Origin of the sequence: Pseudarthrobacter sp. IC2-21, assembly GCF_034048115.1 — a bacterium.
GTDB lineage: Bacteria > Actinomycetota > Actinomycetes > Actinomycetales > Micrococcaceae > Arthrobacter > Arthrobacter naphthalenicus.
Map to the genome: position 1 here is coordinate 1,151,761 of NZ_CP139145.1, position 24,996 is coordinate 1,176,756.

Consider the following 24,996-nt stretch of genomic DNA (forward strand, 5'->3'; position numbering starts at 1 on the left):
GCGCTTTGGGGAGGACGTATTTCGGGGTACGTGCTCAGGCCGGCGGCTCGGGCAGCAGGTTGGCGGCGAGCGTCCTGGCCATGAACTGCCCATAGCGTTCCGCGCTCCAGCCCCGCTTGAGGACAAGGACCTCGTAGAGTTCGGCCGAGGTGCTGGTGAACATCACGTCGGCCACCTCCTCTGCGGTCAGGTCAGCCCGCAGGAAGCCCCGGGCGAGCACCTGCCGCGCGTTGTGCAGCATCCGCCGGTACCGCGCGGCGTCAACGTCGTTCAGGAGCGCGGCCATGTCCGGATCCCCGCTCGCGGCGGCATCCCTGATGAGCAGGTAGACGGGGGAGCCGAGGGGGCTGACCTCGGAGATGAACCGGCCAAACTGCTCCATGAGTTCACGCGGATCAGTGACGGTGGCCTGGGCACGGTCCGAACGTTCCTCGGCCGGGGTGCCGCCGGCTCCAAGCAGGCTCTGCTCGTAGATGGCCCGCACCAGTCCCGGCTTCCCGCCGAAGCTTTTGTAGACGGACTCCTTCGAAACACTTGACGCCCCGGCGATCGCAGCGATGGTGGTCCGGCCGTACCCGCGCGTCAGAAACAGGTCGCGCGCCTGCGCCAGCACCAGCATCCTGGACTCTTCGGCGGCCTCCTGGCGGCGCCTGGCATCGTAGGCGCGCGGGCGGGACGCCTCACGGTTCGATGCGTTGACCGGTGCTTCCACGAGGAATAGACTCCCTGTATCAGTTGATTACAGCTGACTGTATCAAATTCAGCGTACCAGCCTCTCCGCCTCCCGCGACGGACAACGAAGGAGCAGATCATGGACGCATCAGGTATGGAGCGTCTTCCCGAAGGCCCGGTGCGGCGCATGGTGGCCGCCGCAAACCGCCACGACCTCGACGCGATGGTGTCGGAGTTCGCCGAGGACTATGAGAACGTCACCCCGGCCCACCCCGCCCGAAGCTTTAGGGGTTCAGCCCAGGTGCGGAAGAATTGGACCGCTCTTTTCGCCGGCCTGCCGGACCTGAGCCTCACCGTGCATGACGCCGCGACCGGCCCGGGCGGCAAGGTCTGGATGGAATGGAGCAACCGGGGCACCCGCCCGGACGGAACCGTGAGCAGGTCCGCAGGCATCGCCATCCTCACCGTCCGCGGCGGCAAGATCGCCGGCGCACACTTTTACCTTGAACCGGTCGAGCGGGAATCCGGGGACGTGAACGCCGCGGTCAGCATGGCCGTCCGCGGGACAGGCGGTGAACGGCCATGATCCTGGTTGTCGGCGGGACAGGCCGGCTCGGCCGTGCCCTGGTGCCCCTGCTGGTGGACGCCGGCCACCAGGTCCGGGTCATGGCACGCGGCAAGTCCCAGCCCTTCCCCGGGACCGCGGCCGACGGCGTCGAGCTCCTGCGCGGCGACCTCGCCTCCGAGGAGGACTGCCGGAAAGCCGTGGCCGGGTGCACGGCGGCCGTGTTCGCGGCCTCGGGGTTCGGCATCAAGGACTCCGACCCGCGCACCGTTGACCGTGACGGCGCCATCCGGCTGGTGCACGCGGCTGCCGCCGCCGGCGTGGAACACCTGGTGATGATGTCCATGCACGGCGCCGCTGCCAACGGGCCCATCGAGTTCCTGCGCTGCAAGGCCGCGGCCGAGGATGCGCTCCGGGCATCCGGCATGGCCTGGACCGTCATCCGGGCGGGCGCCCTCCTGGAGCAGCGGCTCGCGAACATGACCGCCCCGCTCGAGTCCAAGGACAAAGTCATGGTGTTCGGGTCCGGGCGCGCCCCCGTCACCTACACGTCCGTCAAGGACGCCGCCGCGCTGGTGGTCCGTGCGGTTTCTGACCCTGCACTGCGGAACCGTGTCATCGAATGGGGATCGGCCACAGCCACGGCCAACGAGGTGGCCGAGGCCGTGCTGGCCCGGTCAGGCCACGGTTCGGTCCAGCGGATCCCCGCGGCCGCCGAGCGGGTCCTGTCCGTTGCGGCGAGGCCGTTCTCCCCGTTCCTTGCCCGGATCGCCAAGGCCGGGATCTGGGAGGAATCCGGCGGCGCAGCCTTTCAGTGGGCGCCCTCCCGCGCCGAGTTCCCGGACATCCCCGTCACCGGATTGCAGGAGGTCCTGAAAAGCTGAGCACTTTCCGGTTCCGGCGGCCCCGGAAAGTGCTATACCTAGCCTTAGGCAACTAGCTGGGGCTGCGTGCAGAGCGTTATTCGGTCGGACCCGGGGCTGCCCGGAGGCTGGAGGCAAAGATGCTGAAATGCCCAGTCACCGCCCGCCTCGCAGCGCTCGCCTTCCTGGTCTCCGCCGTGCTCACCGTCCTCACCGGATGCAGCGGCGGCAGCGGCGGCGGCAGCGGCGTCAACGAATCCGTCAGCACCGCCGTGCAAGACAGCTCCTCCGCCATCGCCACGTCGCGCCTGGTCCTCCAGCAGATCTCAGGCGGCAAGCTCACCCGGGCCGCCAGCTCCACTGCGCTGGACGACGCCCTGAAGGAACTCCAGACCAGCCGGGACGCCGTGGCCAAGCTGGCCCCCGGCACGGGGCAGGACCGTGACACCGTCGCCGCAGCGCTTGAGGTCCTGGACGGCTGCGCGGCCGCCCTGTCCACCGCCCGGAATGCGGTGGCCAGCAGTGACGGCACCCCTGCCATCGCGGACGGCAGCCGGGAACTTGCTGCCGCGGCGGACCGGCTCGCCCAACTGAGCGCAAAGGAGGGCGGGAAGTGAAGCGCCTCCTCGGCGTCGCACTCGGCGTCCTGACCGCCATCGGCGGGTTTGTGGACATCGGCGATCTGGTGACCAACGCGGTCGTCGGTTCCCGTTTTGGCCTGTCGCTGGTGTGGGTGGTGGGAGTCGGCGTGGTGGGGATCTGCCTGTTCGCCAACATGTCCGGGCGGGTGGCGGCGGCGTCCGGCCGGACCACGTTCGAGGTGATCCGGGAACGGCTGGGAGCGCGGGCGGGGCTGGCCAACCTGGCCGCCTCCTTCCTGATCAACCTGATGACCGTGACCGCTGAGATCGGCGGCGTGGCGCTGGCCCTCCAATTGGCCAGCAGCGTGTACTACCTGCTGTGGATTCCGGTGGCGGCGTTCGCCGTGTGGCTGGTGATCTGGCGGGTGAAATTCTCCGTCATGGAAAACGTCACCGGCCTGCTGGGGCTGACCCTCGTTACGTTCGCCGTGGCGCTGTTCCTGCTCAAGCCGGACTGGGGTTCCCTCGCCAACCAGGTCCTGGCGCCCGCGGTCCCGGCCCAGGAAACCGCGCCCACCTACTGGTACTACGCCATTGCCCTGTTCGGCGCCGCCATGACCCCGTACGAGGTGTTCTTCTTCTCCTCCGGGGCTGTGGAGGAAGGGTGGACGGTCAAGGACCTCGGCCAGTCCAGGATCAACGTCCTGGTGGGCTTTCCGCTGGGCGGCCTGCTGTCCGTGTCCATCGCCGCGGTGTCCGCGGTGGTTCTTCTCCCGGCGGGCATCGCGGTGACCTCCCTGTCCCAGGTGGTTCTCCCGGTGGCTGAGGGGGCCGGAAAGGTGGGCCTGGCATTCGTGCTGGTGGGAATGGTGGCGGCGACGTTCGGCGCGGCCCTGGAGACCACCCTCTCCAGCGGCTACACCCTGGCACAGTTCTTCGGCTGGTCCTGGGGCAAATTCCGCCGCCCGGCCCAGGCCGCCCGCTTCCACCTGGCCATGATCATCTGTCTGCTGGTGGGCATCGGGGTGCTGGCAACCGGCGCGGACCCCGTCCTGGTCACTGAATACTCCGTGGTGTTCTCCGCCATCGCCCTGCCCCTGACCTATCTGCCCATCCTGATCGTGGCCAACGATCCGCAGTACATGGGCGAACACGTCAACGGCCGGCCCGTGAACGTGCTGGCCATGATCTACCTGCTCATCATCCTGGTGGCTTCCGTGGCCGCCATCCCGCTGATGATCGTGACAGGAGCGGGAGCATGAAAACTGACCGTCCGCTGGCACCGGTTCCCCCCGTGGCGGGCCGCACCCTGGACGCGCAGCTCCATTTGATGGACCGGCAGGTGTTGGATCACGACGGCGTCCCGGTCACCACCGTGGACGACCTCGAGCTCAGCGGGCCTGCTTTGGACACGGAGCTGGAGCCCGGCACCCCGGCGCCGGTGCTCACGGCCCTGCTTACCGGTCCGGTGCTGGGCACCCGCATCTTCGGCGGCAGGCCGCCGTCGGCACGGCTGATCCGGATCCCCTGGAAGGACGTGGCCGACGTCGGCGTTGTCATCAGCCTGGGCATCAGCGGCGAGAACCTGGACGCCGGCTGGGTGGAACGCTGGATCCGGGACAAGGTCATCGGGCGCATTCCGGGAGGGCGCCATGATCCTCGGTGACCTGCTGGGCGTGAACGTCTACGACGACGGCGGCACGCGCCTGGGGCGCGTGGCCGACGCCCGGTTTGTGGTGGACGGGACCCCGCGGCAGCTGCTGGCCGAGGCGCGCCTGCTGGGACTGGTGGTCAGCCCGCACAGCGCCGCCTCGTTCCTGGGCTACGAGCGGACCGGGCTCAGCCGGCCGTGGCCGCTGCCCCGCATGCTGCGCTGGCGGCACCGCGGTTCGTTCCTGGTGCTGTGGGAGGACATCGCCATGATTGGCGCAGAGTCTGTGCGGCTGCGGCCCGGCTTTACCGCCTACTCTCCGGCCCTGGACGGGTCAGGCCAGGAGTAGGGACCCGGAAGTCGCGACCCGAAGTAGAGCTCTCAGCGCGGCGTCGGGCGGGCCAGGGTGATCCACAGATGCCAGAGCATCCCGGCAAAGGTTGCCAGGAACGCGGCCACGGCCAACCACAGCTCGGCCTGCCCGATCGCGGCGACGATGGGCAGATCCGATGCGCGGCCCAGGTAGATGCCGGCCACGGCGTACATGCCCAGCGGGAAGATGACGCTCCAGAGGCCGGGCTCGTAGGACAGCGGCACGCGGTGGATCACGTGCCGCCACCAGCCGGCCGCGAGCAGCACCGGGAAGAGCCACGAGGCGAAGGACCAGAACACCACGGAGGATCCGGCCACCAGGCCCCGCGTCGCGTCCACCATCGGCGCGCCGGCCATCTCGACGATCCGTGCGCCGGCCAGGACGCTGATGGCCATGGCGCCCATGGCCACGAAGTACTGCGGCCTGAGGTCCTCGGGCCGGATGGGGTAGGTCATGAGCCGCAGCGAGACGAAGATCCCCACCGCGGCGTACAGGATGAGCCCCACGGACCAGGCCACCACCGCCACGAGGGCCAGGGCGGCGCGCCAGTCCGGCCCTGCAACGGGTTCAATGGATGCGGCCGCCACGGACACGGACTGGCTCGCCACGCACCAGATGAACCAGGTGCCGTTGGCGTCCTTGACCACCGGCCGCTCGTCCCGGCCCAGCACGGCGGTCCATGGCACCACATAGCCGAGCACCACCCAGGCGAGCACCGCCACAGCGAGGAGTGCCGCCGTCGTGCCCGGCCACCCCGCCATGCCCAGCCGCACACCCAGCACATTGGTGCCGGCGATGAAGGTGAAGAAGCCGAACGCCCGGGCCGGGTCCATGAAGTCCCGGCGCATGTCGGCGCGGAACCTGGCCAGCCGGGCAAGGCTCAGGGTGAGGATCACCGCGTAGGAGGCCGCGCAGATCACCAGGAGTGCCGCGGAAAACGCGTGGAAGCCCTCAAGTTCAAGCCCCACTGAGATGATGCCGGCGGCCATGGGGAGGGCAAAATACCCCGGGGTGAGAGTCTGCACCGACTCTGCAATGCGGGAGCGGAGCGAATCTGGGACGGGGCGAGCCGTGGTCATGCCCCCAGTTTAGGGCTGGCACCAGTCAGGGTGGTTGTGCTGGCAGCGGCCCCGGAGCGGGGACGCTGAGGCCGGAATCCGCAGGCCCCGGGGCACGGTTCGTTGCTGTTGGTAAATAACGGCGGAAATCTCCTGTATGGTTAATCCTGTTGTTGTGTTTATGCAGTTGGTAGTTCAGGCAGTACGCGCGGTCGAAAGTCCGCGTTCTTCTGAAGTAGCGGTTTTGAACACCCCACACCGGAGGACCCGAAAGTCGGGACTTTTCCTCCACCTTCACGAAGGACAAAAATAATGGCTACTGGTACCGTCAAATGGTTTAACGCTGAAAAGGGCTTCGGCTTCATTTCCCCCGATGACTCCTCACAGGACGTTTTCGCACACTACTCTGCGATCGCTTCCTCCGGCTTCCGCTCACTCGAAGAGAACCAGAAGGTTTCCTTCGAAACCGAGCAGGGCCCCAAGGGTCCCCAGGCCGTAAACATCCAGTCCCTCTAATTCCTTAGAGATTCTGGGGCCTTAGGGTTTCATATTTCAAAGCAGGACCGGTTCATTTGAACCGGTCCTGCTTTCTGTTAACCCCTTGCGGCGTGACGTCCAAGGTCCTGCCGTTGTCACCTGCCGCTTTTGGTCACTGGCCCGGGTCCGGGTTCCTGACATCCCTCTCGCCGATGTCGGCAGCGCCCAGGGCGGCGGCTGCGGGGCCATGCGTGGTTTCGTGCTCGCGGACGCGGAGTTCCGGGTGGTGCAGGTCAAGTGCCGGCCGCTCGGACCGGATCCGCGGCAGGGACGTGAAGTTGTGGCGCGGCGGCGGGCACGAGGTGGCCCACTCCAGCGAAGCCCCGAAGCCCCACGGGTCATCCACTTCCACCTTCTCTGCCCTGCGGGCCGTGATGTAGACGTTCCAGAAGAACGGAATCAGCGAAGCGCCCAGAAGCATCGAGGAAATGGTGGAGAACTGGTTCATCCAGGTGAAGTTGTCCTCAACCAGGTAGTCGGCGTACCGGCGGGGCATGCCCATCACGCCGAGCCAGTGCTGGATGAGGAACGTCCCGTGGAAGCCCAGGAACAGCATCCAGAAGTGGATCTTGCCCAAGCGTTCATTGAGCATCCTGCCCGAGAACTTGGGCCACCAGAAGTAGAACCCCGCGAACATCGCGAAGACCACGGTGCCGAACACCACGTAGTGGAAGTGGGCCACCACAAAATACGTATCCGAGACGTGGAAGTCCAGCGGCGGTGAGGCCAGGATGATGCCGGTCAGGCCGCCGAAGAGGAACGTAATGAGGAAGCCGATGCTCCACAGCATCGGGGTTTCAAACGTCAGCGACCCCCGCCACATGGTGCCGATCCAGTTGAAGAACTTCACTCCGGTGGGCACCGCGATCAGCATGGTCATGAACGCGAAGAACGGCAGCAGCACTGAACCGGTGACGTACATGTGATGCGCCCATACCGTCATGGACAGGGCGGCAATCGAGATCGTGGCGTACACCAGGCCCTTGTAACCGAAGATCGGCTTCCGGCTGAACACCGGGAAGATCTCCGAAACGATGCCGAAGAACGGCAGCGCAATGATGTAGACCTCCGGATGGCCGAAGAACCAGAACAGATGCTGGTACAGAATGGGGCCGCCGTTTTCGGGGTCGTAGATGTGGGCCCCGAACCGTCGGTCAGCTCCCACGGCAAACAGCGCCGCAGCCAGCGGCGGGAAGGCCATGATCACCAGGATGGAGGTGATGAGCGTGTTCCAGCTGAAGATCGGCATCCGCCACATGGTCATGCCGGGCGCACGCATGCAGATGATGGTGGTGATGAAGTTGACGGCGCCGAGGATGGTGCCGAAGCCGGACAGAATCAGGCCGAAGATCCACAGGTCGCCGCCCACGCCCGGGCTGAAGGTGGTGTTGTTCAGCGGGGCATACGCAAACCAGCCGAACGATGCCGCGCCCTGGGGCGTGATGAAGCCTGACATGGCAATGGTGGAGCCGAAAAGGAAGAACCAGAATGCCAGCGCATTCAAACGCGGGAACGCGACGTCCGGGGCCCCGATCTGAAGCGGCATAACGAAGTTCGCAAATCCCGCAAACAAAGGGGTCGCGAACATCAGCAGCATCGCGATCCCGTGCATGGTGAACAACTGGTTGTACTGCTCTTTGGTCTGCAGGATCTGCATGCCCGGCTGGAAGAGCTCAGCACGGATCAGCAGCGCCATGACTCCGGCCAGGCAGAAGAATATAAATGACGTGATCAGGTACATGTACCCGATCGTTTTATGGTCGGTGGTGGTGATCCACTTGACCACAATGCTGCCTTTGCGCCGCGGTACCAGCTCAGGGGCGGCTGTCCCAATACGTGAATCCCCGGTGATGGCCATCTTCCACCTCACAGATACGTCTGCCCGGCAATAACGGGCCCCTTGCACAAGCCCCTATCTGCAGGCTACTCAGGAAATAGGGGTGCGGGAAGAGTTTCAGGCAGTCTTCGCCCCGGGGGACGGCTAGGACAGGCCCATCGCGTTCCGGACCTCATTGAGTATGTGGTGGACGGCCGTCTCCGCCATCACCGCATCACCGCGGGCCACCGCGGCAGCGACATCCTCGTGGGCCTGCAGGGCTTCGTTCCGTGGCTTGAACGGCATCAGCCCCTGCTGCGTTCGGCTGGTCAGCACCTCGGCCACCATCCCATCCAGTGCAGCGAACATTTCGTTGCCGCAGCTGTGGAGCAGCAGGCTGTGGAATTCGATGTCCACCGCCAGGAACGCCTTAAGGTCGCCGGCCTCGCCCAGCCGCCTCAGCTCGGCGCCCAGGGCAACCAGCTTTGCCCGTTCGGCGGCGCTCGCCCGCCGGGCGGCGCCCGCTGCGGCAATGGGTTCGACGGCGATGCGCAGCTCCGTCAGGCTGGTGTACTGGATCTCCCGCCGGTCCGAGGCGAGCCGCCAGCGCACTAGCTTGGGGTCATAGACGTTCCAGAGCGCGCGTTCCTGCACCACGATGCCCACCCGCCGTCGGGAATAGACGAGGTTCATGGATTCGAGGACCTTCATGGTGTCCCGCGCGACGGTCCGGGAAATCCCGTACTGCTGCTGGAGGCCCTCAAGGGTGAGCCTGCTTCCGGGCGGAAGGCTTGCGGACGCGATGGCAATGCCGACCGCTTCCAGCACCCGCTCATGCATGGCGGGGGAGGACCCGCCGCCGTCCGCGGTATCCGCGCCCTGTCCTGTCGCCGTCGACATTGTTCCTGCCTCTCCTGCGCCGGAGCGCTCTCACAGGATACCTAACGTGAAGCTAAAGGTATGACTTGTGACACTCAAAGATATTATCTATGGGTTCAAATGGTGATACCTTATTTCCCGGCGCACTTCGGTGTGCCTGTACAAACGAGCTTTCTTCCCAAGCCAAAGGCGTCTTCTTCGGAGGTTGAACATGCAGTATCAAGCCACGCATCTGGTGGTCATGGGCGTTGCCGGTTCCGGCAAGTCCACCATCGCCGCGGCCCTCTCCCGGCAGCTTGGCTGGGCCTGTGCCGAGGCCGACGAATTCCACCCCCGGTCCAACATCAGCAAGATGACCCAGGGCATCCCCCTGGAGGACGGGGACCGCTGGCCCTGGCTGCAGGAAATTCAGGACTGGATGACTACGCAGGCCGCGGCCGGCACCAGCACCGTGCTCACCTGCTCCGCGCTCAAGCAGACCTACCGGGAACTCCTCTCCGGCGCTGACGGCCGCGTGCTCTTCATCCATCTCGACGGCGGAGCCGAGCTGATCAGCCAGCGCATGCAGGGGCGTGAGGGCCACTTCATGCCACCCACCCTGCTGCCCAGCCAGCTGGCCACCCTGGAACCCCTCACCACCGGCGAGTTGGCTGCCGGCAGCCTCCGCTTGGACATTGCCCTGCCGCCGCAGGAGATCGTCGCCGCAGTCATCGCGGCCCTCGGCGTTCCCGCTAACGCTGCCACCAGCTCTTCCTGAGCCCCGGCTCGCCGAGCCCCGGCTCGCTGAGCCGCCCCGATTTATCCACCCGTAAGTTCCGCTTCAAAGGAGAACCATGGTCATCCAAGGATGGACCCAAACGCTGGGCGCAGGCCCCCTGCTGCTCATCGCCGCGGCAGCGATCGCTGTGCTGCTGGTCCTGATCATCAAGCTGCGAATGCACGCACTCGTGGCCCTGATCGTGATCAGCCTCGCGACGGCGTTCGCCACCGGCATCCCCGCCAACAAGGTGGTGCCTGTGCTGATCGACGGCTTCGGGACCACCCTGGGCACGGTGGCGCTCCTGGTGGGCCTCGGTGCCATGCTCGGCCGCATTGTTGAAACCAGCGGCGGCGCCAAGGTGCTGGCCGATTACCTGATCGGCGTCTTTGGCGAGAAGCGGGCCCCGTTTGCCCTCGGCCTGGCCTCCCTGATCTTCGGCTTCCCCATCTTCTTCGACGCCGGCCTGGTGGTGATGCTGCCCGTCGTCTTCGCCGTGGCCCACCGCCTGGGCGGGGGTGTCCTCCGCTACGGCCTGCCGGCGGCCGGCGCGTTCTCCGTCATGCACATCTTCCTGCCGCCGCACCCGGGCCCCGTTTCCGCTGCGGCATTCTTTGACGCCAACATCGGGCTGGTCCTGATTGCCGGCCTGCTCACCGCCATTCCCACCTGGTACGTCACCGCTTACCTGTTTGGCCTGTGGACCGGCAAGAAGCTGGTCCTGCCCGTGCCGGAAATCCTCGGCCACGCCAGCGCCGAGGCCGAGTCCCACCCGCCCCGCTTCCGCACCATCATCGGGCTGCTGCTCCTCCCGCTCGTCCTCATATTCATTAACACCGGCCTGAACACCCTGGCCTCCTCCGGCGTACTGTCCGATGAGGTCAAGAACGAGCAGTGGTTCCAGGTCCTGCGCACCATCGGCGAAACCCCGGTAGCCCTGCTGATCGCCGTACTGGTGGCTGTGTTCGTGCTCGGCGCCCGCCGCGGCAAGGACGCGGGGGCCATCGAGAAGCTGCTCGAATCCTCGCTGGGCCCGGTCTGCTCCGTCATCCTGATCACCGGTGCCGGCGGCATGTTCGGCGGCGTGCTCCGTGCCTCCGGCATCGGCGCGGCGCTTGCGGGCATCCTGGGCAACGTGGGCATCCCGCTGATCCTGGCCGGCTTCCTGATCTCCGCCATCCTGCGCATTGCCCAGGGTTCCGCCACGGTGGCGCTGACGACCACCGCCGGGCTCATTGCCCCGGCTGTGGCCGCGGCCGGGCTCACGGGCATGCAGGTCGCCGCCATGGTCATCGCTGTGGCCGCCGGTTCCGTTGTGGTATCCCACGTCAACGACTCGGGCTTCTGGCTGGTGGGCCGCTTCTTCGGGATGGACGTCAAGACCACGCTGAGGACCTGGACGGTCATGGAGACCCTTATCGGCGTCATGGGCTTCGCCATCGCGGCAGTCATCTTCCTCCTCGCCGGGATAGCCGGATAGCGGGATAGCCGGGGCAGCGGGATAGGGGCCGGACCTCAGCCCGCCGCCCGGCCGCCGGCAATATGTTCGGCAATGAACTCGGCGTCCGGGCCCACCCCGGGCAGGGTGGCCGAAGCATGCCGGGTCAGCCAGGGCAGCCCCACGGCGTACAGTCCGGGGATCTCGGTGACGCCCCGGGTGTGGCGCGGGTAGTCCCACTCATCCAGCACCGGCATGTCCAGGATGCTGTTATCCAGCCGGTAACCCGTGGCCCAGATGATTGAGGTGATGTCCGCGTCGGCCAGATTCAGGCGGGAGCCTGAAGCCGCCGGGAGCCACCCATCCGGCGGCGGGGCCTCAGGCTCAGGCGCGTTGATGCCGGCGGCGGCAATGTAGGCATCTGCCAGTACCTTGAGCCGCTGCCCGAACCCGGCTTCCACCATCGCCAGGCGTTCGGGGAGGTCATCGGTGAAGCGGAGGCCGCCGTCGCCGTCGGCCGTTTCCAAATGCCCGTGCAGCTGCACGCCCCGGCGCCCGAGTTCCCTCAGGTGAATGCTGTGCCCGCCGTCGTTTCCCGAGAGCAGGGGGTTGCAGGCGAAGCGCGCGGCAGGCGACGGGAGGTGGTCCACCATGAGGCCGTTGATGCCGTATTCCGGGCCGTGCAGGCTGACTTCAAGGATCCAATGGAACACGTCCTGGCCGCGGTACCGCCGTGGCGCTTCCGGGCACATCGAAACGGACAAGTGCACCTCGCGGCCGGCGGCCATCAGGTCCTCGGTGATCTGCCCGCCCGACTGCCCCGTTCCCACCACCAGGACAGCGCCGGCGGGAAGCTGCTGCGGATTGCGGTAGTCGTGGCTGTGCAATTGAAGGACCTGCCGCGGGATCTCCCGGGCAGCCGCCGGGATCCGGGGCCTCTGGAAGGCGCCGTTCGCCAGCACCACGTTCCGGGCGGACCACTCGCCCTGGTCAGTTTCCACGGTGAAGCCGGTCCCGTCCCGGGCGACCCGGGTGACCGCGGTTTCCAGCCGGACGGGCGCGGCAATCCGTGCCCCGTACTTGCGGAAGAATTCGACGGCGGCGTCCCGGGGGAGGAAACCGTCCGGGTCCTGCCCCTCATAGGGCAGGCCGGGAAGGCTGAGCCCGAAGTTGGGCGTGTTCAGGTAAAAGGAATCCCACCGGTCCAGCCATGCCCCGCCCAGCGTGCCGCGCCGCTCCAGGAGCACATGCTCCACGCCGTGGTGCGTCAGCCAGTAACTCAGGGCGAGGCCGGCCTGACCGGCGCCGATCACGAGGGTGTCCACGTTGCGGGCTGTGCCTGGCTGGGCGGACATGGCTACCTCCTGCCGCCCCTGGATGCCGCGGTTCCGGACGCTGCGGCCTTGGGGGCCGTGGGCGCCTTCGGTGTTTTGGGCGGGAGCGCCGAGACATGGGCGTACGCCTTCTCCGCCCAGGCCCGTGCCCGGGCGTCGTCGCCGTCGCCTTCCGCGTTCCACACTTCCGGCAGCCCGGTGTAGCCACCCATGGGACGCTCCGGCGGGCCGAACGGCACGGTCCGCTCGGTGCCCTCAAGCTCCTGCCGGTCTGCCTCGGCCAGCTTGACGCCGATGGTGGGGCCGAACAGCCCGGCGAACATGTTGCCGTTGACGAAGGCGCCGAGGTTGCCGAACATCGGTTTGATGGCGACATCCGGGTGCTCCGGCACGATGGACCGGAACCGCTCCTTGTCCTCGTCAGTTGCCTTGGGCATTTCCATGGATGTCCTCTTTCGGTCGCGGAATCTTTTCGAGGATCTGAGTGCAGGATATGCCCGCGGGGACAGCGGGTACAGGGCAAGGGGGAACACCGGCCGCCCCGCCGTCGTTGTGCCAGAGGCAGCGTGTTCCACCCAGGCGCCGCACCCCGAACCAAAGGACACCCCTTGACTCCTCGCACCATTGTGATCAGCGGCGCCAGCGACGGCATCGGCGCGGCAGCCGCACGGACTCTGGCCGCGGCAGGGGACCGGGTGGTCGTCGTCGGGCGTTCCGCTGAGAAGACGCGCGCACTCGCCAAGGAGCTCAACACGGACTACTTCGTGACCGATTTCGCCGAACTGGCGCAGGTCCGCGAGCTCGCGGCGCAGCTGCGGGACGGCTACGAACGGATCGATGTCCTGGCCAATAACGCCGGCGGCATCAGGGGCAAACACCAGCTCACGGTGGACGGGAACGAATCCACCTTCCAGATCAACCATTTGGCGCCGTTCCTGCTCACCACCGAGCTCATGGACGTCCTGACTGCCAGCCGCGCCAAGGTCATCAACACCTCCAGCGGTGCCAACAACTTCGGTAAGATCGACCTCTTCGACCTCAACGCCGAGCACAGCTACTCCACCAACCGTGCCTACGGCACAGCGAAACTCGCCAACATCCTCTTCACGTCCGAGCTGCACCGGCGCTTCGGTGAGCAGGGAATTACGACGGCGGCGTTCCACCCGGGCGTGGTCCGCACCAACTTCGCGGCGGACTCCACCAGCCCCATGCGGCACGCCTACAAGACGCTCCTGAACCGCTTTATGCTCACCCCGGAGCAAGGCGCTGACACCCTTCTCTGGCTGATCAACGGCACCCCCGGTACCGACTGGGTCTCCGGCGCCTACTACTACAAGCGCGCCCTCGCCAAAGCCAACGCCCAGGCCTACGACGCCGAGCTGGCGCAGGGTTTGTGGGAGGCCAGCGAGGCGCTGGTCCAACCCAAGTAAGTAGCACTAAGTGTCGTTTTGACCCCTCAAAACGACACTTACTGCTACCTAGTGGTCTGTCTCAGTTTTGTTTGATGGTCTCGAGGGCGACGCGGCCGCGGGCTACTTTCTTAAGGATTGAGTCTGCGGTCGCGGTCCATACCAGGGGCTTGGGTTCGGTGTTGTGGGCGGCGAGGTACTCCTCGATTTTGGTGATCAGATCCGGTACCGAATGGAACGCACCGCGGCGTAATGCCTTGTCGGTCAGTTCCCTGAACCAGCGCTCGACCAGGTTCAGCCACGAGGATGAGGTGGGGGTGAAATGTAGCTGGAACCTCGGATTTCTGACCAGCCAGGCCTTCACGTCCGGGTGTTTGTGGGTGGCGTAGTTGTCCAGGATCAGATGGACGTCCAAACCGCGCGGGACTTCCTTGTTGATGGTTTTGAGGAACACCAGGAATTCCTCGTGCCGGTGCTTGGGCAGGCACGAGCCGATGACTTTTCCGGTGGCCACGTCCAGGGCGGCGAACAAGGTGGTGGTGCCGTTGCGTTTGTAGTCATGGGTCATTGTTTCGGCCCGGCCCTTCGTCATCGGAAGGGACGGCTGGGTGCGGTCCAGGGCCTGGATCGAGGATTTCTCGTCCATGCACAGCACGATCGCCTTCTCCGGCGGGTTCAGATACAGACCAACGACATCGATGAGTTTTTCCTCAAACTTCGGATCGTTGGAGAGCTTGAAAGTATCCACGAGGTGTGGTTTCAAGCCCCGGGCCGCCCAGATCCGCTGAACCTGCGCCGGGGACACACCCACCTTCGCGGCCATCGTCCGCACCGACCAGTGCGTGTGTCCTTCGGGCTTGGAATTGCGCGTCAGATCAACGATTTCATCGATCTTGGACTGTGGAATGACCGGCTTGCGGCCACGCCCGGCACGCACCTCGCCCAAGTGGGCCAAGCCTTCTGCCTCGAACCGGGCCCGCCACGACCTGACCGTCCCCGGACTCAGCCCGGCAACCTTCGCGATCGAATCATTGGCCAACCCCTCCGCGGCCATCAACAACACCTGCGCCCGCTGAACCTCGCGATGGGACGCCGTCTGCGACTTCGCGAGCACCTCCAACAAAGCACGCTGGGAATCAGAAACCACCAAAGCAGGAGCAATGTTCGCCATTACACAAGCATAACGCTCAAAGCATCAACTATTTTGGAGACACACCACTAGTTGGGCCGGGGCGGATGCGCGGGCCGGGCACCACCGAGGCCTGGCACCCTCGACGCCGGAACCGGCGGCTGACGTTACTCGCCGAGCAGGCTGTAGGTGCTGACGACGTTGCCCTTGGACGTGCGGTACTGGTCGGTCAGCCTGAGCCGGGTGGTGGGGTCGCCGGCTTCAAACAGGTGCCGGCCGCTTCCAGCCACCACCGGGTGGGTCATCAGGGTCAGCTCATCCAGAAGCCCGGCGAACAGCAGCTGGCGTACCAGGGAGATGCTGCCCATAACGGCGATCTCGCCGCCGTCGCCCTGTTTGAGGTCAGCTACGAAGTCCTCGAGCGGTCCTTGGATCAGGCGGGAATTCTGCCATTCGAGGGGCTCGGTGAGCGTCCGGGAGGCGACGAACTTCTGCACGCCATTAATAAAGTCGGCGAAACCCTGGTCCGCCGCTGCCGTGGGCCAATAGCCTGCCCACTCCTGGTAATTCACCCGTCCCAGCAGGACGGTATCCACGCGTTCCATCACACCGGTGAGGCCTTGGCCAAGATCTTCATCGAAGCTGTTGAACTGCCAAAGATTCGGTTCTGACACCACACCGTCAACGGAGTGGAACAGACCGGACGTGACCTTGCGCATGGGACCTCCAGGGTTTTCGGGGCAGTGCGGGCCGGCGGGGCGCCGGACAACGTCCACGGTATTCTTCAGTCCGCCGATGGGGAAGAGCGTCAACGGTCAGCCACCCACGTTATGTTCATCACCACCGCCTGCGTGTTGCACGAATCCACGGCCCGGCAGGCTCATACTTGTCTCTATGCGGCCTTGCGCTGCGCCCCGGCCAGGCAGGAGGAAGTGCGTGGAAACCCTGAAAAAAATCGTGAGCAACCAGTATTTCCCGGCGGCGGCTGTGCTGACCGCCGTAGTGCTGTTTTGGACCATCGCCATGTTCGGCGGCCTCTCCCTCCTGCACAACAACCAGCCGCCCATGGCCACCCTGACCTGGATGCTGTTTGTCTACGCTGCCGCAGTGCTCACCCCCTTGGCAGGCATCATCGCCGCCGCCAACCTGATCCGCCGCTGGCGCCGCAACCGCCAGTACGCGCAGTACGACTCGGCGGAGTACGAGGCTGAGTTCGAGATGGCGGAGTACGACTCGGCTGAGTCCGAAATGGCCGGGTACGCCACGGCAGAGGACGAGCATCCCGCCGCTGAGGCGCCCCGGCCGGCGGAAGCACCCCAGCATGCACCCGCCGAGGCTCCCGCCCAAGCCACTCCCGAAGCCCCCCAGCAGGCTCAGCAGCGACAGGCTCAGAAGCGACCGGCACCGCACCAGCCTGCCAAGCAGCGGACCCAGCCAAAGCAGCGCAAAAAAGCTGCCTAGGGAAGCCCTGCACGGCTCGACAAGGCGTCCAGGGCCTGGCCTGAAGTCTTCAGGGCCTGTTCGAACCGGCCGGCGGGTTCCGGGTGGGAGAACAGGTAGCCCTGCAGCGAATCACATTCGAGGGCAATGAGGTAGTTCGCCTGCTCCTCGGTTTCGATGCCTTCGGCCGTTACGGTGAGACCCAGGCTGTGGGCCATGTTGATCATGGAGCTGAGAATGGGCAGGCGCTCATTGCCGGTGTGCACCATGGAGACAAAGGTCCGGTCGATTTTGAGGATGTCCACCGGGAGCTCCTGCAGCCGTCCCAACGAGGAATAGCCCGTGCCGAAATCGTCCAACGCCACGCGGGCTCCGGCGGCCCGGAGTTGGCTGAGCTGCCTGATGACGTTGCAGTCGGCGTCGAAGAACACGCTTTCGGTGACCTCAAGGACCAGCTGGTAGGGTCCCACACCGTATTTCTCCGCGAGCTGCAGCACCTGTTCCGCAAAGTCAGGTTCCTGGAGCTGGACTCCGGAAACATTTATGGACAACGACCGTGACAGGTCCGCGCCAAGCCACGTCGCCAGGTGTTTCAGGCTTTGCCCCATCACTTCGGCGCCGATTTCGTTGATGAGCCTGCTGCGTTCGGCCAGGGGAATGAAGAGTCCGGGCGGGACGCGCTGATCCCCGCGATCCCAACGTGCCAGCGCTTCGAACGTCACCACCTGGTCCATCCGCGGCGACACGATGGGCTGGAACTCCACGGAGATTTCACTGCGGGCTACGGAGAGCTGGAGGCCGGCCTCAAGGTCAGTCCGCCTGACCAGGGCGGTCATCATGTCCGGATGGAACCGCAGGAAGCGGTTCTTGCCCGCTGCCTTGGCCGCGTACATGGCAATATCGGCCTCGCGCAGGAGTTCCGAAGCGCCCAGGGCGGCCCTGCCTATCGAAGCGAGTCCCAGGCTCAAGCTGGGACGCAGCACGGTGCCCTCGATGGTGAAGGGCACGTGCAGGCAGCGGACAATGCATTCGGCAATAGCCTCCGCATTGGGGCAGGCCGTCAGCAGGACCACAAACTCGTCGCCGCCCAGCCTGGCCACCACATCCGCGGTGGGCACGCAGCCCCGAAGCCTCCGGGCGACCTCCACCAGCATGACGTCCCCGGCGTGGTGGCCAAGAATGTCGTTGACCTCCTTGAAGTCGTCAAGGTCAATCAGGAAGACATCCACGGATTTGAGCCGCGGCTCCTTCAGGGCGGCGAGCAGTTCATTGTTGAAGACCGCCCGGTTCGCCAGTCCGGTCAGCGGGTCGGTGAAGGCCATGGCCCTCAACTGCTCCGCCTGGGAGGCGAGATCCTGGAGGGCCTGCTGCGCCTGTTCCTGGGCTCTTTGGGCCAGCTCCTGGGCCTGCCGGCGCGGGGTGACATCCCGGAAGCTCCAGACCCGGCCCACAACTTTGCTCCCCACCCGCTGCGGGCGCGAATACCGTTCGAAGGTCCGGCCGTCCAGGAAGTCCACCACGTCGTGGCTTTCGGCCGTGGGATCCTGTGTCAGTTCGGACACCCGGGCTAGGAAGTCCTCCGGATCCTTGACTTGGGACAGGATCACCCGCATGGCCGCCTGGTCAGAATCGGCCTCGACATATTCCTGCGGTATGGCCCACATCTTCAGGAACTGCTCATTGAGCCCGGCAATCCTGCCCTCGGCACTGATCACGAGGATCCCGTCAGCCGTGGATTCCAGCGTCGCCGTCAACAGGGACATTGCTTCCCGCAACTCGGCATCGGCGCTCTTCCGGTGTGAGGTGCTGCGGAAAGAAAGCAGCAGCAGTTGCCGGCCGCCGTCGTCCAGCAGTGAGCCTGCCATTTCGGCGGCCAGGTCCGTGCCGTCACGGTGCAGCATGCGCACTTCACGCGGCGGCGTCGGTTGGCTGGGAGCTGCCCGCAGGTCTTCGCGCAGCTGGCGGGCCGCCGTCCGGAACGGTTCGCACAGCAGCAGCGAGTGGTCGCTGCCGAGCAGCTTTCCGCGCGGGTACCCGAACAGCCTGCTGGACGCGGTGTTCGCGATCCGGATGATGCCGTCCGGATCCAGTGCCAGAAGGGCGTCCGGGCTGGCGTCCAGGAGCACGCCAAACGTCCGTTCCGCCAAAACCTTGTTCTGCCGCCTGGTTCCCCCCATGCGCAACCACCCCCACGCACATCATAAAGTGCGCGTGGGGGTCCCGTGGCAAAAATGCGTGACTTTTGCTACGAGTGGCGCATCCCGGCGAGGCCGTCCCCGGCCGCCTGGACGGCCTCGCCGGAGTTGGTGCCCAGCCCGCGGACCACCCACCCCTCGGCCCGCCAGGCCGCAGCATCCAGGACGTTCCGCCCGTCCAGGACCACCCGGCGTCGGACGAGTCCGCCTGCAAAAGCGGGGGACAGGCGGCGGTACTCATCCCACTCGGTCAGCAGCAGCACCAGTTCGGCACCCTCCAACGCCCGGGCAGTGGAGGATTCAAACCGCAGCTGCGGATAGCGCAGCCATGCGTTGTTCACGGCCTTCGGATCCGTCACGGTCACATGCGCTCCGGCAGCTGCCAGCCGGGTGGCGACGTCCAGCGCCGGGGAGTCACGGATGTCATCGGTCTCCGGTTTGAAGGCGGCGCCGAGGATGGTCACGGCCCGGCCGGAAAGCTCCCCGCCGCACAGGCCGGCAGCAAGTGCGACGGTCCGGGTCCGCTGGCGGACGTTGATCGCGTCCACCACACCCATCCAGTCGTTGACCGGGGCCACCCCCAGGGCGGCGGCCTGGCTGCTGAGGCTGCGGATGTCCTTGGGCAGGCACCCGCCGCCGAAGCCGAGGCCCGCATGCAGGTAGCGGCTGCCGATCCGGGGGTCCATGCCCATGGCCTCGCTGAGTTCGGCCACGTCCGCCCCGGACGCGTCGCACAGTTCGGCGATGGCGTTGATGAAGCTGACCTTGGTGGCCAGATAGGCGTTGGCCGCCGACTTGATCAGCTCGGCCGTGGCGAAGTTGCACACCAGGCGGGGAATACCGGCATTCAGGAGTGGCTCGTAGACGGCGTCCAAGGCAGCTGTCACCCCGCGCGGCGCACCGGTCCCGGGGTTGAAGGCCGCCGCCTTGCCGCCCGACACGCCGTACACCAGCCGGTCCGGCACCAGCGTGTCCTTCACCGCGGTGCCCTGGCGCAGGAACTCCGGGTTCCAACCCAGCTGCACGTCCGGCCGCCCGGCCAGGACGTCACGGAGCATGTCCACGGTGCCCACGGGCACCGTTGATTTACCGACGACGACGGCGCCCCCCGCCAGGTGCGGGAGCAGCGCCTCGGTGGCGGCCACCAGAAAGGTGAGGTCGGCGCCGTCGGACGTTTTGGACTGCGGCGTCCCGACGCACAGGAAGTGCACCTGGGCGCCGGCCGCGGCGGCGAAGTCCGTGGAGAACGTCAGCCGCCCGGTGGCGGTTCCGTCGCGGAGCAGCTCGTCCAGGCCGGGTTCGAAGAAGGGCGCCACGCCACGGCCCAGCTGGTCCACCTTGGCGGCGTCCACATCAATGCCCACCACGGTGTGGCCCATGGAGGCGAGCGTGGCGGCGTGCACGGCGCCGAGGTAGCCGCAGCCGATCACGGATATTTTCACAGGGACACTCCTCGTTTGGACTCGGCCGGCCGGATGACCGGATGGCTCGCGATAACTTCGTGGTACTGCTCCTCAAGCCGGGCGCACAGCGCGGGCCACGTCCGGTCCTGGACCGAGGCGTGCGCCGCCGCGGCGAAGGCGCGGCGCTTGGCGTCGTCGCCCATGAGGTCCAGCACGCGGGCCCGGAAACCGGCCAGGTCCCCGGGCTGGTACAGCCAGCCGGTGCGGGAGTTTTCCACCAGGTCCAGGGGCCCGCCGCGGCCGGTGGCCACCACGGGAACGCCCGAGGCCATGGCCTCCTGGATGGTCTGGCAGAACGTCTCAAACTCGCCGGGATGGACAAAGAGATCGAACGAGGCGACGGCCCTCGCGAGCTCCTCGCCGCCGAGGAACCCGGTGAAATGGGCGCCCGGCAGTGCTTCCTGCAGGGCGGCCCGCTGCGGACCGTCACCCACGATCACCAGTCTGGAGTTCGGGATTTCGGCGAGTGCCGCGAGGTCCTCCACCTGCTTTTCGATGGCCAGCCGGCCGACGTAGCCGATGATCCGCTCACCGCCGGGCGCCACGGCTGCCCGCCACCCGGCGTCGCGCTTTTCCGGCGAAAACCGCGCGGTATCCACGCCGCGCCGCCACATGCCCACCCGCGGGATCCCACGGCCGCGCAACTGATTCAGCGCGAACGTGGACGGCACCAGGGTCCGGGTGGCCAGCAGGTGGATGTTCTCCACCCTGTTCCACGCCCAGTTCTCCAGGAACGGCACGCCATACCGGGCCGCATAGCTGGGCACCTCGGTCTGGTAGATGGCCACGGTGGGGATCCGCAACTGATGCGCCGCCTGCACCGCCCGCCAGCCGAGGATGAACGGCGAGGCAAGGTGGACCAGGTCCGGTGCGTAGTCGGCAAGGATTCGCTTGACCCGGTACACACCGCCCATCGCCACTCTGACGTTCGTATAGCCCGCCAGCGGAACCGCGGGAACCCGGAGCACCTTCGCGCCGTGAACCACCTCGGCCGGGCCTACATACTCGGCCAGGGCGTCGGCGACCGGATGGGTGGAGGGGGCGATGACCAGGACGTCGTGACCCTGACCCTCCAGATGCTCAAGCACCCGCAGGATGGAGTGGGTCACCCCGTTCATCAATGGCAGGAATGATTCGGCAACAATTGCGATCCTCACCCCTCCACGGTGCGCCCGCCGCCTGACGCGGCGGGGTCACGCTGGTTGAGCCGAGGGAAAGGTTGGGTGAACACGGGGCGGAACGATTCGGGGAAATGCATCAGCGCTTCCGTTTAGGTAATCGGCCTGCCTACGGTAGAAGCGCAGCTGTACCCGAACCTCAAAGGAGACGTCATGCTTACGAGGGAAGACATTGAAGGGCTGCTCAGCAAGGGCGGCAACGTTGCGGGGTCCGACGGCGGCAAGATCGGCGGGCTCGGCCAGCTCTACTCCGATGACGACACGGGTGAGCCCGCCTGGGTGACGGTCAAGACCGGACTCTTCGGCACCTCGCAGTCCTTTGTCCCGGTGGAAGGGGCCAGAATCGACGGCGCCGACCTTGTGGTTCCCTACACCAGGGACCAGGTCAAGGACGCTCCGCGGGGGGACACGGACGGACGCCTCGACCCCGCGGAGGAAGCCCGCCTGTACACGCACTACGAGAAGGGTGTCCGGACCTATTCCGAGGCACGGACGGACACCGGAGAGGCCCGCGGCAGGCTGCGGAAGTACCGCGCCGGAGCTGGCGGCACCGAGGACCCGCGCCGGTAAGCAGCCCGCGCCTAAGCACCATCGGACGACGCCGTGAGCTGCTTTGGGGCTCCCGGACCCCCTCCTGCAATATGCCGCTTAGCCCGGGCCGAGAATTTCCCGGGCTATGCGCTGTGCTTCGAGTTCTTCCGGTGACGCCGTTTCGCCGCGGAGGTATCCGGCGTTGGCGATGGCCTGGCGGAGTTCCACCTCGGTCCTCGCAGCGTTCACCCCGCGGTGGGCCATCGCATGGCAGTTGGCGCACAGCGGGACCAGATCCGTGAGCGGGTCCAGCTGGTAGGTGCTGCCAAGCTGCGAGTCCGGCACCGTATGGTGGACGTCGATGAAGTCTGCGCCGATCTCCCCGTACGCCACTTCGAAGGAGAACCCGCAGGCCGCGCAACTGGTCCCGCGCTGGGCGATGCAGGCCCGCCGCGCCTCGGGGTCGCGTTCGTACCGGTTTGCCGGGACGTGGACCACGGCGTTCCCCGGGTAGGTGCCGGGTGCCGGCAGGGTGGGGTCCGGTCCCTGGCCCGGTCCGACGCGGGCCCACAGGTCCCGGAGATGGAGCTCCTCACCCGGGCCAAGCTCCACGCTTGCGCCGCCGGCGTTCTCACCGAGGCGCTGCCATGGGGCGCCCGGCAACGCGCCAGTAAGAACGTCAGCGGGAACGTGGTCCCCGAGGGGCAGGAGCGCGTCGAACGCCACGAGCGGCTGCCCGGCGCCTGTGCCCGCCACCACGCCGTGACCCAGCAGGCCGGGACCGTGAGTTCCCTGCAGGACCAGCCAGGCGTCAGTGCCCGCAGGGATGTCCCGGCCCGCCTGCCACGGCTCGACATGCAACCCGGAGGCGGCCACCCGGTCAACGGCGGCCGCATAGTTCCAGCGGTCCCAGCTTGCAGGGTCCCAGCCGAGGATGATGGCGCTCATGCCTCATTCTTGCATCGAGGATTTCCCGGTCCGGCACGCAGGGCCCCTCCGCGGCGATGGCGGCTCCGGCGCGGGCCGTGGCATAAGGAAGCCGGTGCAGCTGTTCGCGGGACCGCGCCAACTGCACCGGCGAGTAGGACGAATATTCAGAATTTACGGATCATTCCTCATGCGCGGCTCCCATGTCCCGGCTTGTCTTTCCGGGCTACGCCCTGTCCCCGGCCCTGGTGCGGGTCAGCAGCCAACCGCAAACGATCATCGCTACGCCCAGCACCAGGTGGGTCCAGTTGTCCGTCATGTTCAGCGACAGGAAATTGGCCGCCGACCCTACACCGACACTGAGTCCAAAAATGCTGAGGATGATGTACAGCGCACCGGCGCCCATCAGGAAATTGCGTGCGCCGTGTTCGGTCCGGGACATCGCCCAGCCCGTTGCGCCGATGGCCATCTGCACAACGTTCAGCAACATGGACACCTGAAACACACCAAGGAACATGGCATGGGAATCAGGCCCAAGGAACATCAATTCGCTGTACCGGGTGGTGACGCCGGGGACAAAGCCCAGGATACCCACTGCCAACATGAGAATACCTACACCCATGCCCGCATTCTGGACGTCTGCGCGTCCGAAATGTACACCGTGGGCATGTGGGGATGCGGTAGTCATTTTCTGCCTCCAACCACTGATTGCGGACAATCCAATTTTACGGCGGAGCTGTGGAAAAAGCGCCGAAATCGGCTCCGATGCGGCTGCGACGCCTGTCGCAGACCGGCTGGCGGGTCCGGCCGTGACACCATGGGAAACGATGAAACTGCGCGCTGATCAGACCGGAGACCGTGGCCTTCCCATGCCCTTATGGCTGCAGGGCGCCCTCGAAACGGCGCAGGCGGCCATCATCTCGGCGCTCCTGGTCCTGGTGCCCATCGTTGCCGTCTGGGCGACCGGAGGTTTTCAGAACACCGCGTTCGACGCGTTGGCCCGGCTTGCCGGCCAGGCTTGGCTGCTGATCCACGGCGTTCCGCTGGAACTGGCCGACGCCGGAACCGGCGCGGCCCGCAGCGCAAACTCTGGCCTGCTCACCCTGATTCCGCTCGGGCTCACCCTCATCCCCTTCCTGCTCGCCTGGCGGGCCGGGCGGCGGCTGGCCCGCGCCTCGTACACGGACCAGCTGTGGCAGGCGTTGCTCGGTTCGTGGCTGGTCTACTCGGCCTTCGGCGCGGCTACCGGCTTTGTGTGCCGCACGCCGGACGTCGTCATCAACATCTGGCACGCCATGCTGATCCCCCTGATCCCGTTCGCCCTGGGCATGGTCATCGGAGCGCGCCGCGAAGCCGGGTCGTGGAGCCGGCTGATCGGCGTCGATGCCGTGGACTGGATTTCCCGCACCAGCCAGCATTCGCGCTGGGCCGGATCCTACCTCGGGTCAGCCGCGAAAGCCGGCTTCCTGGCGCTGGTGTCCGCGCTGACGCTCGCGTGCGTGCTCCTGGCTGTTGACCTCGTCATCCATTGGAACCTGGTGCTGACCGTTTATGAAGGGCTCGACGCCGGCGCGGTAGGGGGTGCGGCGCTCACCATTGCGCAACTCGGCTACCTGCCCAACCTCGCGGTCTTTGCCCTGGCCTGGATCAGCGGCTCCGGTTTCGCCATGGGCGTCGGCTCGCAGGTGGGGCCGCTGGGCACCGCCACCGGGCCCCTGCCCGCCATCCCGGTCTTCGCCGCGATCCCGTCCGGGCCGCTGGACTACGGCTTTGTGGCCCTGGTGGTCCCGGTGCTGGCCGGGGTCCTGGCCGGCTGGTGGTTCCTCCGTGAAGGCGAAAACCACTTTGATGAATGGCTGTCCATCAAAGTGCACGCCCGCTGGTTCACTGCCACTGCCTCCACCTTGGCCCTCGGCGTCCTGATCGGCGCCGTTGCAGGACTGCTGGCGGCCGCACTGGCCTGGCTGGCCGGCGGCTCCGCGGGGCTGGGACGCCTCACCGACATCGGTCCCGACCCCTGGTGGCTGGGACTCTGGCTGGCCGCTGAAGTGGGGATCGGCGTCGTCATCGGTTACGCGGCCGGTCCATGGCTGGAACGCCAGCAACAGGTCGACGCGGACGCGGAGCTGGTCTCCTAGCTTTAGCTGGCGCGTGTAGCCCGCGGACGGCCGGTCCGGTGTCACCCTTGCCGTTCGCTTTT

At 66.5% G+C, this 24,996-nt stretch carries 26 protein-coding genes; 13 read left to right on the plus strand and 13 right to left on the minus strand.

What is annotated here, in order from left to right; all coding sequences use genetic code 11:
- Window positions 1-34: 34 nt before the first annotated feature.
- The gene (locus SBP01_RS05330; RefSeq protein WP_320537767.1) at window positions 35-712 is read right to left on the minus strand and encodes a TetR/AcrR family transcriptional regulator; all 678 of its coding nucleotides are present in this window, start codon (window positions 710-712) and stop codon (window positions 35-37) included.
- A 99-nt stretch (window positions 713-811) separates the two neighbouring features.
- On the opposite strand from SBP01_RS05330, the gene SBP01_RS05335 reads away from it, so the two are divergent.
- The 6 genes from SBP01_RS05335 to SBP01_RS05360 all read left to right on the plus strand — a co-directional run bounded on the left by SBP01_RS05335 (window position 812) and on the right by SBP01_RS05360 (window position 4,681).
- Window positions 812-1,258 (plus strand): nuclear transport factor 2 family protein, encoded by a 447-nt coding sequence (locus SBP01_RS05335; protein WP_320537768.1) that lies wholly within the window; start codon window positions 812-814, stop codon window positions 1,256-1,258.
- On the plus strand, window positions 1,255-2,121 hold the full coding sequence (locus SBP01_RS05340) for an SDR family oxidoreductase (protein WP_320537769.1): 867 nt from the start codon (window positions 1,255-1,257) through the stop codon (window positions 2,119-2,121). The genes SBP01_RS05335 and SBP01_RS05340 overlap by 4 nt, the downstream gene beginning before the upstream one ends.
- 119 nt (window positions 2,122-2,240) lie before the next feature.
- Complete coding sequence (locus tag SBP01_RS05345; protein WP_320537770.1) at window positions 2,241-2,717, plus strand: hypothetical protein; 477 nt, start codon at window positions 2,241-2,243, stop codon at window positions 2,715-2,717.
- Entirely contained in the window at window positions 2,714-3,943 is a 1,230-nt protein-coding gene (locus SBP01_RS05350; protein WP_320537771.1) for an Nramp family divalent metal transporter, read from the plus strand. Before SBP01_RS05345 ends, SBP01_RS05350 begins: the two co-directional genes overlap by 4 nt.
- A complete protein-coding gene (locus SBP01_RS05355) occupies window positions 3,940-4,347 on the plus strand; it encodes a hypothetical protein (protein ID WP_275212768.1) in 408 nt (135 codons plus the stop codon). The genes SBP01_RS05350 and SBP01_RS05355 overlap by 4 nt, the downstream gene beginning before the upstream one ends.
- Window positions 4,334-4,681 (plus strand): PRC-barrel domain-containing protein, encoded by a 348-nt coding sequence (locus SBP01_RS05360; RefSeq protein WP_275212767.1) that lies wholly within the window; start codon window positions 4,334-4,336, stop codon window positions 4,679-4,681. The genes SBP01_RS05355 and SBP01_RS05360 overlap by 14 nt, the downstream gene beginning before the upstream one ends.
- Before the next feature lie 32 nt (window positions 4,682-4,713).
- Here SBP01_RS05360 and SBP01_RS05365 read toward each other — a convergent pair whose 3' ends face one another.
- Window positions 4,714-5,784: a tellurite resistance/C4-dicarboxylate transporter family protein gene (locus SBP01_RS05365; protein WP_320537772.1), complete on the minus strand. Its 1,071-nt coding sequence runs from the start codon at window positions 5,782-5,784 to the stop codon at window positions 4,714-4,716.
- A 291-nt stretch (window positions 5,785-6,075) separates the two neighbouring features.
- Here SBP01_RS05365 and SBP01_RS05370 point away from each other — a divergent pair, with 291 nt between their 5' ends.
- The gene (locus SBP01_RS05370) at window positions 6,076-6,279 is read left to right on the plus strand and encodes a cold-shock protein (RefSeq protein WP_066274236.1); all 204 of its coding nucleotides are present in this window, start codon (window positions 6,076-6,078) and stop codon (window positions 6,277-6,279) included.
- Between the two features lie 133 nt (window positions 6,280-6,412).
- On the opposite strand, the gene ctaD is transcribed toward SBP01_RS05370, so the two are convergent.
- Window positions 6,413-8,158: a cytochrome c oxidase subunit I gene (ctaD, locus tag SBP01_RS05375; RefSeq protein ID WP_275212824.1), complete on the minus strand. Its 1,746-nt coding sequence runs from the start codon at window positions 8,156-8,158 to the stop codon at window positions 6,413-6,415.
- 123 nt (window positions 8,159-8,281) lie between these two features.
- Entirely contained in the window at window positions 8,282-9,016 is a 735-nt protein-coding gene (locus SBP01_RS05380) for a FadR/GntR family transcriptional regulator (RefSeq protein WP_320537773.1), read from the minus strand.
- A gap of 190 nt (window positions 9,017-9,206) precedes the next feature.
- Between SBP01_RS05380 and SBP01_RS05385 the strand changes: the two genes are divergently transcribed.
- Both SBP01_RS05385 and SBP01_RS05390 read left to right on the plus strand, forming a co-directional pair.
- Complete coding sequence (locus SBP01_RS05385) at window positions 9,207-9,752, plus strand: gluconokinase (RefSeq protein WP_275212764.1); 546 nt, start codon at window positions 9,207-9,209, stop codon at window positions 9,750-9,752.
- Window positions 9,753-9,828: 76 nt separating this feature from the next.
- Window positions 9,829-11,232, plus strand: coding sequence for a GntP family permease (locus SBP01_RS05390; protein WP_320537774.1), 1,404 nt, complete (start codon window positions 9,829-9,831; stop codon window positions 11,230-11,232).
- Window positions 11,233-11,267: 35 nt separating this feature from the next.
- On the opposite strand, the gene SBP01_RS05395 is transcribed toward SBP01_RS05390, so the two are convergent.
- Entirely contained in the window at window positions 11,268-12,545 is a 1,278-nt protein-coding gene (locus SBP01_RS05395) for an NAD(P)/FAD-dependent oxidoreductase (RefSeq protein WP_320537775.1), read from the minus strand.
- A 2-nt stretch (window positions 12,546-12,547) separates the two neighbouring features.
- Window positions 12,548-12,967 (minus strand): TfoX/Sxy family protein, encoded by a 420-nt coding sequence (locus SBP01_RS05400; protein WP_320537776.1) that lies wholly within the window; start codon window positions 12,965-12,967, stop codon window positions 12,548-12,550.
- Window positions 12,968-13,132: 165 nt separating this feature from the next.
- On the opposite strand from SBP01_RS05400, the gene SBP01_RS05405 reads away from it, so the two are divergent.
- Complete coding sequence (locus SBP01_RS05405) at window positions 13,133-13,954, plus strand: SDR family NAD(P)-dependent oxidoreductase (RefSeq protein ID WP_320537777.1); 822 nt, start codon at window positions 13,133-13,135, stop codon at window positions 13,952-13,954.
- 61 nt (window positions 13,955-14,015) lie between these two features.
- Here SBP01_RS05405 and SBP01_RS05410 read toward each other — a convergent pair whose 3' ends face one another.
- Window positions 14,016-15,104 carry an IS630 family transposase gene (locus SBP01_RS05410; RefSeq protein WP_275216658.1) on the minus strand — a complete coding sequence of 363 codons (1,089 nt, stop codon included), beginning with the start codon at window positions 15,102-15,104 and terminating at the stop codon, window positions 14,016-14,018.
- A gap of 125 nt (window positions 15,105-15,229) precedes the next feature.
- Complete coding sequence (locus SBP01_RS05415) at window positions 15,230-15,781, minus strand: dihydrofolate reductase family protein (RefSeq protein WP_320538287.1); 552 nt, start codon at window positions 15,779-15,781, stop codon at window positions 15,230-15,232.
- Window positions 15,782-15,998: 217 nt separating this feature from the next.
- Here SBP01_RS05415 and SBP01_RS05420 point away from each other — a divergent pair, with 217 nt between their 5' ends.
- A complete protein-coding gene (locus tag SBP01_RS05420; RefSeq protein ID WP_320537778.1) occupies window positions 15,999-16,523 on the plus strand; it encodes a hypothetical protein in 525 nt (174 codons plus the stop codon).
- Here the strand turns inward: SBP01_RS05420 and SBP01_RS05425 are convergent.
- The 3 genes from SBP01_RS05425 to SBP01_RS05435 all read right to left on the minus strand — a co-directional run bounded on the left by SBP01_RS05425 (window position 16,520) and on the right by SBP01_RS05435 (window position 21,317).
- Window positions 16,520-18,679, minus strand: a complete 2,160-nt coding sequence (locus tag SBP01_RS05425; RefSeq protein ID WP_320537779.1) for an EAL domain-containing protein — start codon at window positions 18,677-18,679, stop codon at window positions 16,520-16,522. The genes SBP01_RS05420 and SBP01_RS05425 overlap by 4 nt on opposite strands.
- A 68-nt stretch (window positions 18,680-18,747) precedes the next feature.
- Window positions 18,748-20,139 carry a UDP-glucose/GDP-mannose dehydrogenase family protein gene (locus tag SBP01_RS05430; protein WP_320537780.1) on the minus strand — a complete coding sequence of 464 codons (1,392 nt, stop codon included), beginning with the start codon at window positions 20,137-20,139 and terminating at the stop codon, window positions 18,748-18,750.
- Window positions 20,136-21,317 carry a glycosyltransferase family 1 protein gene (locus tag SBP01_RS05435; RefSeq protein WP_320537781.1) on the minus strand — a complete coding sequence of 394 codons (1,182 nt, stop codon included), beginning with the start codon at window positions 21,315-21,317 and terminating at the stop codon, window positions 20,136-20,138. Before SBP01_RS05435 ends, SBP01_RS05430 begins: the two co-directional genes overlap by 4 nt.
- Window positions 21,318-21,491: 174 nt before the next feature.
- Here SBP01_RS05435 and SBP01_RS05440 point away from each other — a divergent pair, with 174 nt between their 5' ends.
- Window positions 21,492-21,908: a PRC-barrel domain containing protein gene (locus SBP01_RS05440; RefSeq protein WP_320537782.1), complete on the plus strand. Its 417-nt coding sequence runs from the start codon at window positions 21,492-21,494 to the stop codon at window positions 21,906-21,908.
- 78 nt (window positions 21,909-21,986) lie between these two features.
- Here the strand turns inward: SBP01_RS05440 and SBP01_RS05445 are convergent, their stop codons facing one another.
- A complete protein-coding gene (locus SBP01_RS05445; protein ID WP_320537783.1) occupies window positions 21,987-22,817 on the minus strand; it encodes an HNH endonuclease in 831 nt (276 codons plus the stop codon).
- 205 nt (window positions 22,818-23,022) lie between these two features.
- On the minus strand, window positions 23,023-23,418 hold the full coding sequence (locus SBP01_RS05450) for a DUF4383 domain-containing protein (protein WP_275212750.1): 396 nt from the start codon (window positions 23,416-23,418) through the stop codon (window positions 23,023-23,025).
- Between the two features lie 205 nt (window positions 23,419-23,623).
- Here SBP01_RS05450 and SBP01_RS05455 point away from each other — a divergent pair, with 205 nt between their 5' ends.
- Window positions 23,624-24,934: a DUF6350 family protein gene (locus tag SBP01_RS05455; protein ID WP_320537784.1), complete on the plus strand. Its 1,311-nt coding sequence runs from the start codon at window positions 23,624-23,626 to the stop codon at window positions 24,932-24,934.
- The last annotated feature ends 62 nt before the right edge of the window (window positions 24,935-24,996 follow it).